The sequence below is a fragment of the Bacillus sp. FSL M7-0791 genome, assembly GCF_038627085.1.
Classification (GTDB): Bacteria; Bacillota; Bacilli; order Bacillales; family Bacillaceae; genus Bacillus; species Bacillus safensis.
This window is the reverse complement of sequence record NZ_CP152022.1, coordinates 3,024,350-3,038,028: the sequence shown is the minus strand read 5'-3', so window position 1 is coordinate 3,038,028 and position 13,679 is coordinate 3,024,350. Positions and strand designations below refer to the sequence as shown.

13 protein-coding genes are annotated in these 13,679 nt (G+C 43.6%); 11 read left to right on the top strand and 2 right to left on the bottom strand.

Translation table 11 applies throughout. The features are described 5' to 3' along the window. Window positions 1-173: 173 nt before the first annotated feature. The gene (locus tag MHI08_RS15700) at window positions 174-1,583 is read right to left on the bottom strand and encodes a polysaccharide deacetylase family protein (protein ID WP_075623629.1); all 1,410 of its coding nucleotides are present in this window, start codon (window positions 1,581-1,583) and stop codon (window positions 174-176) included. A 323-nt stretch (window positions 1,584-1,906) separates the two neighbouring features. Here MHI08_RS15700 and MHI08_RS15695 point away from each other — a divergent pair, with 323 nt between their 5' ends. From MHI08_RS15695 to MHI08_RS15680, 4 genes are all read left to right on the top strand, one after another. Beyond that, entirely contained in the window at window positions 1,907-2,935 is a 1,029-nt protein-coding gene (locus tag MHI08_RS15695; RefSeq protein WP_081372098.1) for an iron ABC transporter permease, read from the top strand. Continuing rightward, window positions 2,932-3,933: an iron ABC transporter permease gene (locus MHI08_RS15690; RefSeq protein WP_335371572.1), complete on the top strand. Its 1,002-nt coding sequence runs from the start codon at window positions 2,932-2,934 to the stop codon at window positions 3,931-3,933. Before MHI08_RS15695 ends, MHI08_RS15690 begins: the two co-directional genes overlap by 4 nt. Window positions 3,934-3,953: 20 nt before the next feature. Then, window positions 3,954-4,850, top strand: a complete 897-nt coding sequence (locus MHI08_RS15685) for an iron-hydroxamate ABC transporter substrate-binding protein (RefSeq protein ID WP_080780829.1) — start codon at window positions 3,954-3,956, stop codon at window positions 4,848-4,850. A 144-nt stretch (window positions 4,851-4,994) separates the two neighbouring features. Continuing rightward, complete coding sequence (locus MHI08_RS15680) at window positions 4,995-5,219, top strand: phage holin (protein WP_024423530.1); 225 nt, start codon at window positions 4,995-4,997, stop codon at window positions 5,217-5,219. An 86-nt stretch (window positions 5,220-5,305) separates the two neighbouring features. Here the strand turns inward: MHI08_RS15680 and MHI08_RS15675 are convergent, their stop codons facing one another. Further along, window positions 5,306-5,776, bottom strand: a complete 471-nt coding sequence (locus tag MHI08_RS15675; protein ID WP_024426096.1) for a helix-turn-helix domain-containing protein — start codon at window positions 5,774-5,776, stop codon at window positions 5,306-5,308. A 257-nt stretch (window positions 5,777-6,033) separates the two neighbouring features. Here MHI08_RS15675 and MHI08_RS15670 point away from each other — a divergent pair, with 257 nt between their 5' ends. The 7 genes from MHI08_RS15670 to MHI08_RS15640 all read left to right on the top strand — a co-directional run bounded on the left by MHI08_RS15670 (window position 6,034) and on the right by MHI08_RS15640 (window position 13,664). After that, window positions 6,034-6,765: a Wzz/FepE/Etk N-terminal domain-containing protein gene (locus MHI08_RS15670; RefSeq protein WP_024423528.1), complete on the top strand. Its 732-nt coding sequence runs from the start codon at window positions 6,034-6,036 to the stop codon at window positions 6,763-6,765. After that, entirely contained in the window at window positions 6,755-7,438 is a 684-nt protein-coding gene (locus MHI08_RS15665) for a CpsD/CapB family tyrosine-protein kinase (RefSeq protein ID WP_024423527.1), read from the top strand. Before MHI08_RS15670 ends, MHI08_RS15665 begins: the two co-directional genes overlap by 11 nt. A 164-nt stretch (window positions 7,439-7,602) precedes the next feature. Next, window positions 7,603-9,477: a nucleoside-diphosphate sugar epimerase/dehydratase gene (locus MHI08_RS15660; protein WP_342499756.1), complete on the top strand. Its 1,875-nt coding sequence runs from the start codon at window positions 7,603-7,605 to the stop codon at window positions 9,475-9,477. Next, window positions 9,443-10,591, top strand: coding sequence for a glycosyltransferase family 4 protein (locus MHI08_RS15655; protein WP_342499755.1), 1,149 nt, complete (start codon window positions 9,443-9,445; stop codon window positions 10,589-10,591). Before MHI08_RS15660 ends, MHI08_RS15655 begins: the two co-directional genes overlap by 35 nt. Then, window positions 10,584-11,423: a glycosyltransferase gene (locus tag MHI08_RS15650; protein WP_218677064.1), complete on the top strand. Its 840-nt coding sequence runs from the start codon at window positions 10,584-10,586 to the stop codon at window positions 11,421-11,423. Before MHI08_RS15655 ends, MHI08_RS15650 begins: the two co-directional genes overlap by 8 nt. Beyond that, window positions 11,416-12,546 (top strand): glycosyltransferase family 1 protein, encoded by a 1,131-nt coding sequence (locus tag MHI08_RS15645; RefSeq protein ID WP_218677063.1) that lies wholly within the window; start codon window positions 11,416-11,418, stop codon window positions 12,544-12,546. Before MHI08_RS15650 ends, MHI08_RS15645 begins: the two co-directional genes overlap by 8 nt. Window positions 12,547-12,560: 14 nt before the next feature. Continuing rightward, window positions 12,561-13,664: an EpsG family protein gene (locus tag MHI08_RS15640; protein WP_025094022.1), complete on the top strand. Its 1,104-nt coding sequence runs from the start codon at window positions 12,561-12,563 to the stop codon at window positions 13,662-13,664. Window positions 13,665-13,679: the final 15 nt, after the last annotated feature.

Here is a 13,679-nt window from a genome sequence, read left to right as displayed (position 1 = left end):
AAACCCTCGCATTCTTTGTCAGTCCTGCGTGCCGGTGCTCACGAATGTACAATTCGCTCCGCTCCAGTACTCGTCCTTCCTAGACTTCAAAGGTTTTCCATCACGCTGAAAAGAAGACAAAGGGCTAAAATAAAGATCATTTTAGCCCTTTGTCAACAATCTGAGACCCCTGTTTACTCTACAGGGGTTTGTTCATGTCGTTCTTTTTTTAATTGTTCAAGTTCACTCACTGTGACGAGCTGGTAGCCTTGTTTGGTGAGTTCATGGATGATCTTTACTGCTGCTTGGGCTGAGCTTTCATAAATATCGTGCATTAACACTGTTCTGCCATCTGCTGCATGTGAGAGAACGCGGTTTGTGATCTGCTGGCTGTTGCGGATTTTCCAATCTTCAGGATCAACATCCCACAAAGTGACCTTCATCCCAATTGCATGATTGATATCTTGATTTGTACCGCCATATGGTGGTCTAAAGTGCGTAGGTGTATATCCGCTTGCTTTCTCAATCAGCTGCTGGGTGTCCTTCACTTGTTTCACCGCTTCTTCTAAAGGCAGTCTTGTTAATAAAGGGTGATTGTAGGAATGGTTTCCGATCTCATTCCCGCCTTTTAAAATATCGGCAAGCATTCCAGGGTAATATTGCACCCTGCTGCCTAATACGAAAAAGGTGGCATGTCCTTTATTTGCCTTCAGCGCATCTAAAATTTTTGAGGTTGTCGCTGGATTCGGACCATCGTCAAATGTGAGTGCGATGGCTTTTTTATTCGGGTCAAGCTTTGATTTTTGCGGCAGCTTGACGGCTTTTCTTTTTGGATTCGGTTCTTTCATTTCATTTTTATTTTTGAGTTTATCCATATAATCTGGCTTTAATATGTCCTTCAGCAATGTCTTTTTGATTGCGAGTGTTTGCGGCCCAAGATCCTCTGCTGCTACTTGAGATGCAGGGAAATAAAATTCTACATATTTGTCTTTCAAGGCAAATTGACTGAAGTTTTGAGCATCAGGGGCTGTTCCCTTCTGAAGGAGAGGCTGATCCTTAGATAAGGTTTTATCCTTTCGAAGCTCTGTATATGTAATATAGGATAATTTCTTTAAATAATTGGTTTTAGGCAGAAATAAATCTTTGGTGTCAAGAAAGGTTTTTTTCTGAAAATCAAAGTTAATCGTGAGATGATTGGTGGTTCCACTTTGCTGGCCAGTATACGTATAGGTCGTAAAGCGGATGGCAGCAGACTGCTTCGCATAATGCACCATTTCATAATCAATATTCAGTTCATAGCGTTTATTTTCATCAATATCCTTTGCTTCACTGAATGTTTTTTTGAAATGCTCTAATGCTGAATTGGCATAGCTTTGAATCTTGTCATCTAGCTCTTTTTGATGAAAAAGAGGATAGTTGACTGCATATCTCATAAATTTCCCGTCATTTACGAGAGTGACAATTTCTACGTTTTTATAGTTCGTATCCTGCTTTACATTTTTCTTCTCTGTACCGCTTGCTTGTTGATTTTGAAAGAAAGCAACTGCTCCAATGACGACTGCAAGCGCAAATAGGACGATACTCCATTTTCCCTTTACTGACACAACTTTCAAATCTCCTCTCATGACGGGTCATTCTTTATTAGTTTGACATCTGTTTGTAATATTTTTATAACATTTGTCTTACTTTTGTAATTTTAGGGGATATTCATGTGAACTGTCAACTATTTTCCTATTAAACTAGGAGAAAAAATGATAGGCCGTGCTGAGCGGCAAAAAGAACCTCCCACCCCGATGCTCCGCATATACCTTCATTAATTAAAAAAAGGGGTGTACATTGATTTTTTAGAGGCTGACGGCTATAATTTTGTTGATTATGATTCTCATTTTCAAACTGACTTTTAATGAAGAAAAGGATGACACCGATTTTGCAGGATAAGCGAAAACCGCAACAAAAACGATCATCACATATTCTGTTCTTTTTGATATTTTTTCTCGCCGTCATTGGTTTAGCGGCTGCCATGTTTTTTGCTGTGTCATACGGTGCAAAAACATTGTCTCTGCAAACGGTTTGGACAGCTGTATTTGACTACCAGTCAAATGTCACAGAGCAGCAGATCATCCATGAATTAAGACTTCCACGTGTTTTAGGAGCAGCTCTAGTGGGAGCGGCGTTTGCCGTAGCGGGTGCTCTTATGCAGGGCATCACAAGAAATCCACTGGCAGATGCGGGGATTTTGGGCATTAATGGCGGTGCGATGTTTGTGGTCGCTCTCTGTTTTGCTTTTTTCCCGGGAATACCTTATTCAGCACTGATGTTTTTTTCCTTTATTGGTGCTGTGCTCAGTACGCTGCTGATCTTTGCGATTGGAGCGGCTGGCGGTGTATTGACACCGCTGCGCCTCACTGTGGCAGGAGCGGTTGTAGCCGCATTGCTTCATGCGCTCAGCTCTGGGATCGCGATTTATTTTGACCTGAGTCAGGATTTGGCTTTTTGGTATGCAGGCGGGGTAGCTGGTGTGAAATGGCCGCAGCTGACGATTCTCGCCCCGGTTATTCTGATTGTGATCGTATGGGCCATGCTATTAGGCCGGTCACTTTCCTTACTATCGCTCGGTGAAGATACAGCGGCAAATTTAGGGGTGAAAACACGGCAAGTGCGAATACTAGGAATGACTGCTGCTGTGTTATTAGCAGGGGTTTCTGTATCAGCAGTCGGATCGATTGGGTTTGTCGGTCTCGTCATCCCGCATATTGCACGAAAGCTTGTTGGTGTAGACTATCGTTTCGTCATTCCGATGTCAGCGATACTAGGCGCAATGCTACTTGTCTTTGCAGACCTTGCCAGCCGTACAGTCAATCCGCCAAGAGAACTTGCCATTGGCGTGATGGTGGCACTTGTTGGTGTTCCTTTCTTCTTATACATTGCCAGAAAAGAAGGGAGGAACCTGTCATGAGAGAGAAACAGCGTGCTCTTGTCGTGACACTCGTTTTGTTTTGCCTGAGTGCGGCTGTTGTGCTGTATAGTTTAAATACCGGTACACTGAAACTTAGCCCTGTCATGGTCGTCAAGACGTTATTTGGCTTTGGAGATTTCCAAAGTGAAACGGTGCTGTTTGACTATCGTCTGCCTCGAATCGTGGTGACGATGTTAGCTGGTATTGGTCTTGGCATTGCTGGCGGCATTTTGCAGAGCTTATCCCGTAACCCGCTGGCCGACCCTGGGATTATTGGATTGAATGCAGGGGCAGCCTTTGGCTTAATTGTGTTTGTGACATATTTTCACGCACTTGAAGGCAATCCGTCTCTTCTTATTCCGCTCTTTACGTTTGGCGGCGGATTGCTTGCGGCAGCGGTCATCGTGCTTCTTGCATATGACCGGCATGAAGGGCTTGTTCCTATCCGTCTGATCTTAGTTGGCATTGCGGTTGCTGCGGGATTTAGTGCACTCACCTTATATTTGTCATTGAAGCTGGATGAAGATACATATACGTTTGCTTCAAGGTGGCTTGTGGGCAATGTATGGGGGAGAGACTGGATTCATGTGCTGGCGCTTCTGCCTTGGATTGTATGCCTTGTGCCGCTTACGCTGATGCAGACAAACACGCTCAATGCATTGACATTAGGAGATGCTGTCGCCTCAAGTGTAGGTGTACGTGTCCAGCGTAAACGTCTTCTCCTCTTGACCTTAGCGGTAGGCCTCGCTAGTGCAAGTGTTTCAATGACAGGTGGTATTGGCTTTATTGGCCTCGTCGCCCCGCATTTGGCTAGGAGGCTTGTCGGTTCACTGCATCAGTATTTTTTACCAGTTAGTGCGCTGCTTGGCTTGTTGATTTTGGTCAGTGCCGATACAATTGGACGTTCCATCTTTGCTCCAAATGCCATACCGGCGGGTGTGGTCGTGGCCTTTATCGGTGCCCCGTATTTTCTCTATTTATTAACTAAAACGAAATAAATATGAAAGAGGAACTCATCATGAAAAAACTACTAGTATTTGGATTAACGCTCTGTTTCTTGCTGCTTGCCGCTTGCGGACAACAGGAAACAAAGAATACAACAAATGAAAAGACCAATGGCACACCAAAGATTGCTTCCTTGTCTATTCATTTAACAAATGACTTGTTAGCACTCGGTATCAAGCCGGCGGGCTCTGTTGTAGGAGGAGACTTAAAAGATTTCCTTCCACATGCGAAAAAGCAGCTGAGTCAGACGAAGAAGCTTGGCATTGCAGCTGATCCAGATATGGAATCACTGCTTGCGTTACAACCAGATGTCATTTATGTTGATGAAGAATTAGCCGGACAAGACTTATCGAAATATAAGAAGATCGCCAAAACAGAAGTGTTTAATTTAAATGATGGCACATGGCGGGATCATTTGAAAAAAATCGCCAAACACGTCAATAAAGAAAAAGAAGCGGATCAATATATTAAGAATTACAATCAAGAAGCAAAAGAGGTCAAATCGCTCATCAAGAAAAAGATTGGAAACGGAAAAGTCATGGCGATCCGTGTGACAGCAAAGGAGCTTCGCGTATTTAGCATGAAGCGCCCAATGGGTCCTATTTTATACGAGGATTTAGGCCTGACACCTGTTGATGGTGTGAAAAAGCTTGACAGCAAGCGCCCATTTGAAGTGATTTCTCAAGAGGTTCTTCCTGATTATGATGCTGATGCGATCTTTGTCGTTGTCAACCGTGATGATAAAGCGCAGCAGGCATTCAAGCAATTAGAAAAGACTCCGATTTGGAAGGGTCTAAAAGCAGTGAAGAAAAACCAAGTCTATCCGATTGCCGATCAGCCTTGGCTCGATTACTCAGCTCTAGGCAATAAAATGGCATTGGATGAAGCAAAAGAGATGTTTTCTAAATAAATAGCAAATGAAATCAGGCATCATTCCGCATATAGGAATGATGTCTCTTTTTTTGATTCGTTCTTCTATTCATTCGGCTGATGCATACATATGAGAGAGAACGAGCAATACCGCCCGTGAGAAGAGGAAAGGGAGGGGTTACAGTTGGAGGTTCAAAAAATTAGTGCAGGTACAATTGCAAGGCTTGTGCTGCTTTTACTGGCGCTTGTTAACAGTGCGCTAACTGCTGCGGGAAAAAGCCCAATTCCTATTGATGAAGAAGGCGTTCAGCAATTCATCACGCTGGCCTTTCTGGGAATTACATCACTATGGGCCTATTGGAAAAATAATGATATAACGAAAAAAGCACGAACAAAAAAAGAAGAATAACACAAAAAAGAGCCTTTCATGAAACAAAGGCTCTTTTTCATCGAAGCGTCAAACGCCTCTCCCCGCAATCATTCTTCCTGAAAGGCTTACGCCCGGCGTTCTCCCATGTTGTTGAGGAAAGCTTTTACTTCCTCAATGCTTAAGCCAATTGCCTTTGCTTCACTCATTAGACGCTTCCACTCTGCGATATTTGAATCAGTCAGCTTTCTATGGGTGACATGTAACGACTTCTCTTCCTGCTCCTTTCGGTACGTTTGGAGCAGCTGATAGAGCTCTTCTTTAGGCATGCCTGATTGGACGGCACTTACGATATGCTCCCGCCATTCGTGTTCACCACCCTCAGCGTAATGAAACATCATCGTCTCTGCATCAAACAGCTCTTGTAAATCAATCTCTAGTGAAGAGGATACCTTTTTTAAGAACTGGACAGATGGATTTCTGTGGACACCACGCTCAATTTTGCTCAAATATGACTTAGAGACATGAGCATCCTCAGCCAGCTGCTGAATCGAGTATCCTTTTCTCTTTCGGTAAATGCGTATCACCTTGCCTATCATTCGATCAATGATCTCCCTTCTCACCGGCGAATAGTTCTGCGACCTTTTCGTTCATTATAAGAAATAAATTGTTCTTTATAAAATTAAAAAACGTAAGAATCAGGAAGTAAACAAAAGAAAACGAACGATTTCGTTCTTTAAAAAGAACTATAAGACCTATTATGACATTTTTCTTTGCGGGTATTATCTTTTATAATCCAATCATTAACAAAAAGAAACCATATATAACCTTTTTATGATGAAATCGGGAGGTATCTATGAATGAGAATATAGGTTTTAAGCAGCTGTTTTCTGTCATTAAAGAGAAAATGGCCCTTCTGATCCTGATTGTCCTGATCGTAACGGGCATTTCAGCCTATTATCAGTTCTATGTCTCGACTCCTGTATATCAGGCAACCACTCAAATTCTTGTTCATAAACGCAGCAATGACGCACAAGCAGATTTAAACGATATTCAGATGAACCTTCAATATACACGTACCTTTCAAGTTTTATTAAAAAGCCCAATCGTCATTGAAAAAGTAAAAGAAACACTCCATCTCACAGAATCAGCAGAAGGACTAAAACACAAAATTGCCACAAGTACAGAAAATGAGTCTGAGGTCATCAATATTTCTGTACAAGATGAGGATCGCGCGAAGGCAGTCGCCATTGCGAATACCGCAACAGAGGTGCTGCAAGAAGAAATCAAAAAAACAATGAATATGGATCGCATTAATGTTTTGTCTGAAGCCAAGCTGTCCAACACGATTCTGATGAATTCAAGGAAGTTCGTTCATATCGTTCTGGCACTAGGCGCCTCTTTATTAGGGGGCATGACACTCATTTTCTTAATGAATTTACTCGATGATACTGTAAAACGAACACATCAAATAAGAGAAGAGATCGGATTGCCGTCGCTTGGCAGTGTCTATCAAATGCAGGCAGACAGGAGGGCCAAAAAAGACAAGCAGTCCGTCATAACGGGAGGACAGAACATTGATCTTTAAGAGGAAGAAAAGAGAAAAGAGAGATTTATCCTGTATTTCTGTATTAAATCCTCACTCTGTCATTGCGGAACAATTCCGTACGATCCGAACAAACATCGAATTCACATCGATCCAAACAAGGCTGAAATCGATATTAGTGACCTCCTCCTTACCGAAGGAAGGGAAATCATTTACGGCTGCAAACTTAGCAGCTGTTTTTGCACAGCAGAACAAGCGGGTGCTGCTCATGGATGCTGATTTGCGAAAGCCGGCCGTCCATGAATATTTTGACTTGAGTCATCATACCGGTTTGACGAATGTGCTATTAAATAATTGCAGCTTGGAAGAAGCCATTTTACCGACACCGATTGAGCATTTAGAGCTGCTTCCGAGCGGAACCATTCCGCCGAATCCAGCTGAGCTGCTCTCCTCTTCTGTAATGAAGCAGTTATTTTATGAGATTGAACAGCAATATGACATGGTGATTGTTGATTCCACGCCGCTTCTGCCAGTTGCAGATGCAAAGATTTTGGCGAACCGGACGGATGGGAGCATTCTCGTTGTCTTAAGCGGCAAAACAAAGATTGCTGCTGTGAAGAAATCAAAAGAAGTATTAGAAGGAACAACAAGTAAACTGCTTGGAGCTATGCTAAATGGCAAGAAAGAGAAAAAGGGCAGGCTGTATATGTATTAAAAAGATTGATAGGTGATGTCTCCTAATCTTTAACAATGGAGGCACTCGATCCTGCTGTGGGCATAACCGTGCCTTAGATGCTCGTCATCAGTAGTGGGATGTGAGGACGGGTTTGATGCCCATGTTACGTAAGAATAGTGATGCTTTAAAAAGGGGGAGGAGCGTTGACTTACGCCCAAAGATTATCAATCATCGTAGCACTAGATTCATATCTCATCTTAGTTGCCGTCTTTTTTGGTTTTCAATTTGTCCAAGAGGCGGCTTTAACCGTTTATACATTTGAAATGCTCGCCATTTCTTCACTCAGTCTGCTCATTGGGCACCATATATTTGCCTGCATTTTTCATGTGTACAAGCAAGTATGGGCTTATACAGGAGTAAGAGAGTTATTTTCTTTAATGAAGACCTTTGTGTGTTCTTTTTTATTTTCGATGACGATGCTGTACCTTTTCGTGCAGACATGGCCATTTCGGTTTTTATTCATCGTGTGGCTTTTTCATATCTTATTCATCGGTGCATCTCGTATGGCTTCTAGGTTATTTCATGACGGGGCCAAACGGCTTCAGGCAGAAAAAGAGCGGGCCTTAATTATTGGTGCCGGATCAGCAGGAACCATGCTCGTTCGTCAGCTTCAGCAATCGAGTGATGTACATATTGAGCCAGTCGCCTTCATCGATGATGACAAGACGAAACATCGGCTTGAAATTATGGGTCTGCCTGTTATAGGAGGAAAAGAACAAATTCAAACAGCTGTCGTGATGATGGATATTCAGAAGATTATCATCGCCATTCCGTCCAAAAGCAGCCACACCTTAAAAGGGCTGTATAAGGAATGTGTCGCGACCGGAGTCAAAACACAGATCATGCCGGAAATGGAGCAGATTTTAAAAGGAACCCATGCGCTGAATCAATTACGGGATGTACAGCCAGAGGATTTACTAGGGAGAGAACCGATTCAATTAGATACGAGCCGTCTATCTGCTCATTTAAAGGGAAAAACGATCATGGTCACAGGAGCAGGCGGATCAATTGGATCAGAAATCTGCCGTCAAATTTGTGTGTTTGCTCCTCAAGCGATTGTACTTGTGGGACATGGAGAATTTAGCATTCATTCTATTTTACTAGAGCTGAAAGAATTATATGGAGGCAGCATCAGACTCTATCCACAAATTGCGGATATTCAAGATAAACAGAAAATGAGTGAAATCGTTGGTCAATTTCAGCCGGATATGATTTATCATGCTGCGGCACATAAGCATGTTCCGCTCATGGAGATCAGTCCGAAAGAAGCTGTGAAAAACAATATTATCGGGACAAAAAATGTCGCAGAAGCCGCACACGAGCACGGCATTGAAACATTCGTCCTCATCTCATCTGACAAAGCGGTCAACCCTGCCAATGTGATGGGAGCCACAAAGCGGTTTGCTGAAATGCTGATCATGCAAATGGGGGCAAGCAGCGAAACAAAATTTGTTGCCGTTCGATTTGGGAATGTACTCGGAAGCAGAGGGAGCGTCATCCCTATTTTTAAGAAACAAATCGAGCAAGGCGGGCCGGTGACGGTCACGCACCCAGCCATGACAAGATATTTTATGACCATCCCAGAAGCATCAAGGCTTGTGATTCAGGCAGGTGCACTGGCAGAAGGAAGACAGATTTTTGTTTTAGATATGGGGGAGCCAGTGAAAATCGTGGACCTCGCAGAAAACCTCATTCACCTCTCAGGCTACACCACAGACCAGATTCCAATCACTTTCACAGGCATTCGTCCTGGAGAGAAAATGTACGAGGAATTACTCACCCAGCATGAAAAAGCACAGGAGCAAATCTTCCCGAAAATTCACATCGGCCATGCGCTGGATGGTGACCCATATGTGCTGAACCGTTTTATCCATGAATTTGACATGATGAGTGAAGAGCAGATGAGACAAGCATTATTTGCTGCCATTGAGTCGCATGATATGTTGTCCGATCAGATGACACGAGAGGAGGAAGCGCTTGCCAATGAAGAAAAAAGTCTTGTTTTGCGCAACGGTTGATTATCACTTTAAGGCCTTTCATCTTCCGTATTTCCGGTGGTTTCAGGAACAAGGATGGGAAGTGCATACAGCGGCAAACGGCCAGCTGAAGCTGCCCTATGTGAATCAAGCTCACTCAATTCCGATTCAGCGCTCTCCTTTTCATGTACGCAACCGGCTTGCGTATGTAGAACTGAAGAAGCTGTTAGCGAAAGAGCACTATGATTTCATCCATTGCCACACACCAATGGGAAGTGTCATTGGCAGGCTCGCAGCCAAAGGTACGCGCAAAAAAGGAACGAAGGTTCTTTACACGGCACATGGCTTTCACTTTTGGCAGGGGGCGCCGCTTCAAAACTGGCTGCTCTATTATCCAATAGAGAGATTTCTCGCCCGCTATACAGACGCTCTGATCACCATTAATGGAGAAGATTTTAAAAGAGCCGACCGTCTATCAAAAGAGTGGACATCTGTTTATTATGTGCCCGGTATGGGTGTGGATATGAAGCGGTTCGCACCTGTCGATGAAAAAGAGAAGCAGAGCCTTCGCGCAGCCTATGGCTTTTCCTCGGAAGATTTTATCGTGCTGTGTGCTGGCGAATTAAATACGAATAAAAATCAAGGGATGCTCATCAAAGCATGTGCACAGCTGTCTAGGAAAATACCAAATATAAAGATCGTGTTTGCGGGGGAAGGGACCATGAGGCCGAACTATGAAAAGCTTACCCGCCAGCTCCATCTTGAAAAACATGTCCACTTTGCTGGGTTTTGCAAACAAATAGAGGAATGGATGCATATGAGCGATGTATGTGTTTCCACCAGCTTGAGAGAAGGGCTCGGCATGAACCTGCTTGAAGCGATGTCTGCAGAAAAACCTGTGATTGCAACGGAGAATAGAGGACATTGTGAGCTTGTCAAACATGGCGTCAATGGTTTTTTAGTTAAACCGCAAGATGTGAATAGTTTAGCTGATTACTTGCAGCAGCTCTACGACAAAAAAGATCAGCTGCCCCTCATGGGAAAAGCGGGACGCTCTATGACTCATGCATTTGCACAGGAGCAGACGGTCAGTGCAATGGAAGAAATTTATACAATCTATATGGATCAAGCAGAGAAGGTGATACAGCATGCATAAACCAAAGGTGTCTATGATCATGGGCGTCTACAATTGCCAAGAGACAGTAGAAGAAAGCATTGAATCTATTCTTCATCAAACATATGAAAACTGGGAGCTCATCATATGTGATGACGCATCAACAGATGGCACTTATGAGAAAGTGCTGTCTTATACAAAACGACATCCTGAAAGAATTCGCCTGATCCGCAATCAACAAAATCAAAGACTCGCTGCCAGTCTCAATCGCTGCCTGGCTGAAGCGAGGGGAGAGTTGATTGCAAGGCAGGATGGCGACGATCTATCAGTGCCTGTTCGTTTAGAAAAACAGGTTCATTTCCTCGATACATATCCTGAATATGATGTGGTCGGTACGGCGATGACGGTTTTTGATGAATCGGGAACAAAGGGTGTGCGGGCACTTGTGTCAGAGCCTGATCGGAAGGTGTTGGCAAGAGGGACTCCTTTTTGTCATGGGACCATTATGATGAGGGCTTCTGCTTACAAGGCTTTACATGGATATCGTTCTGTAAAAACAACAAGGCGGATGGAAGATATCGATCTTTGGATCCGCTTTTTTGCTGCTGAGAGGAAAGGCTTTAATTTACAAGAGCCGTTATATCTGGTGAGAGAGGATGAAGCGGCCTTTCAGCGGCGGAAGTTTCGATATTCGATGGATAATGCCTGGCTCGTTTTGAAAGCATGCTGGCTATTAAAGCTGTCGCCGCTTGACTATTTATTTGCTCTAAAGCCGGTGGTCCGTGCCTGCTTGTCACCGAAGGTCATGAAGCTTTATCATCGCCGGAAGCTGTCGTCTTCTATGCTGAAGAGGAGGGCGGTTCGAGATGAGTGAGCCAAAGCGCGTGCTTCATATTGTGGGCGGGATGAACCGCGGCGGAGCTGAAACGATGATTATGAATATCTATCGTGCACTCGACAGGAATGTCCTTCAATTTGATTTCATTACTCACCGGCAGGACGTCTGTGATTATGATGAGGAAATTCGCCGGCTTGGGGGACGCATCTTTTACGTCCCAAGTATTGGGGCGTCCTCTCCGGTTGCTTTTGTGAAAACATTGACCAAGACAATTAGGCAAACAGGGCCCTATCAGGCAGTGCATGCACATACGGATTTTCAGACGGGTTTTTCCGCACTTGCTGCCAAACTAGCGGGTGTAAAGGTGCGCATTTGCCATTCACATAATACAGCGTGGAAGCAGTCGCCAAACTGGCTGGATCATATGATGCTCAAAGGATTTCGCCAGCTGATCTTTGCATTCTCTACACAGCTTGTTGCATGCGGCGAGGATGCCGGTGTCTTTTTATTTGGACAGAAAAAAATGCAGAACGGGCAAGTTGAGGTGCTTCCAAATGGGATAGATTTATCCCTTTTTTTTCAGCCTGATCCAGACGAAAAGGCAGAGATGAAAAAGCAGCTCCATCTTCACGAAAAAAACATGGTCATCGGTCATATTGGGCGGTTCCATGAGCAAAAAAATCATGTTTTTTTTATGGAGCTGGCACAGACCTTAAAGAAGCAAGGGGTTTCATTTCAGCTTGTCCTCGTAGGAGATGGACCGCTGAAGCAAGTAGTCGAATCGTATGCAGAGAAGGCAGGCTTGATGGAGGACATTGTCTTTACAGGCGTCGTATCAGACGTTCCACAGTATATGAAAGCATTTGATGTATTTGTGATGCCTTCCTTGTTTGAAGGTCTTCCGCTTGTATTAGTGGAAGCACAGGCGTCTGGTCTGCCTTGTGTGATTTCAGATCATATTACAGAGGAAGTAGATTTAGGCTGCGGGCTTGTGAAAAGGATGTCCCTGCGAGATTCCGCGCATGAATGGATGAAGGCGGTGCTTGAAGCATATCATGCAGAACCTCCTCTTCAAGAGACCATTATCTCTCAGCTTGAAAAAAGAGGGTTTGATGTGAAACAGAATATTACACGTGTGATGAATCTATATGGACTGTAAGGAAGGAAGGGCAGATGGCAGTTTATTTGGTGAACATGATCATGGTCTATTTATGGTCGAGCTTTGCCGCATTTTACGGCAGGCGTGATGATACCATTCAAAGCGGATGGCGGCCTAATAAGCTTCTGGTGTTTTTTCCGTTTCTGTTTCTTTGTATCGTAGCTGGTATTCGGTATAAAGTAGGAACCGATTTTGTCACATATGGCCAGATGTATGAGTTCTCCATCAACTACGAAAAGCCTTGGCATATATTCGGATTCGGTGTGGATAAGGCCGCAACGGATCCGGGGTTTACATTTATTTTATGGATGCTTAATCAACTGTCTCATGATCCGCAAATCATGTATATCTCAGTCGGAGCCATTACTTATTTTTTTATCATCAAGACGCTTATTCAATATGGCCGTCCATTTGAGCTGAGTATGCTGCTTTTTCTTGGGACCTTTCATTATTATGCGTCATTTAATGGCATGCGCCAGTATATGGTGGCAGCGATTCTTTTTTATGCCATCCGGTTGGTGATCAATGGACAGTGGAAATTGTATTTTCCGCTCGTCCTTGTATGTTCATTGTTTCATTCATCCGCTCTCATCATGATTCCTGTGTATTTTATTGTGAGAACAAAGGCTTGGTCTTGGATGATGCTGGTCTTATGCCTGGTGTTCTTAGGCTTAACCGCTCTTTATGACCGTTTTGTCTCAGTGTTTGTCGTGATGCTGCAAGGCAGTTCATATGGTCATTACGAGGAATGGCTCACAACGAATACGAATGGAATGAATGTGACAAAAATCGGTGTCTTGATTTTGCCGCTTCTGCTTGCTTTCTTTTATCGAAAACGACTTCGTGAGCTGACGCCTGAGAGTGATTATATTGTGAATTTTTGTTTGCTTGGTTTCTTGTTTGGCATCCTTGCAACGAAGGATGTCATTTATGCAAGATTTCATATTTATTTTGGCTTGTATCAGCTCATTTTACTGCCATATTTCACACGCATTTTTGATCAGCGGTCTAATGTGTTTATGTATGTAGGGATTGCTGTTTGCTATATTCTGTACAGCATCATGCTGATGCCGTTCGATTCTTCGGTTTTGCCGTATAGAACGATATTTAATAAGTAGATTTGAAGAAAGGTG

Bases quoted from the DNA above. Each gene is read 5' to 3' on its own strand.
- MHI08_RS15690 (WP_335371572.1), top strand. From the start codon at position 2,932: ATGAGAGAGAAACAGCGTGCTCTTGTCGTGACACTCGTTTTGTTTTGC.
- MHI08_RS15685 (WP_080780829.1), top strand. From the start codon at position 3,954: ATGAAAAAACTACTAGTATTTGGATTAACGCTCTGTTTCTTGCTGCTT.
- MHI08_RS15675 (WP_024426096.1), bottom strand. From the start codon at position 5,776: ATGATAGGCAAGGTGATACGCATTTACCGAAAGAGAAAAGGATACTCG.
- MHI08_RS15670 (WP_024423528.1), top strand. From the start codon at position 6,034: ATGAATGAGAATATAGGTTTTAAGCAGCTGTTTTCTGTCATTAAAGAG.
- MHI08_RS15655 (WP_342499755.1), top strand. From the start codon at position 9,443: ATGAAGAAAAAAGTCTTGTTTTGCGCAACGGTTGATTATCACTTTAAG.
- MHI08_RS15650 (WP_218677064.1), top strand. From the start codon at position 10,584: ATGCATAAACCAAAGGTGTCTATGATCATGGGCGTCTACAATTGCCAA.
- MHI08_RS15645 (WP_218677063.1), top strand. From the start codon at position 11,416: ATGAGTGAGCCAAAGCGCGTGCTTCATATTGTGGGCGGGATGAACCGC.
- MHI08_RS15640 (WP_025094022.1), top strand. From the start codon at position 12,561: ATGGCAGTTTATTTGGTGAACATGATCATGGTCTATTTATGGTCGAGC.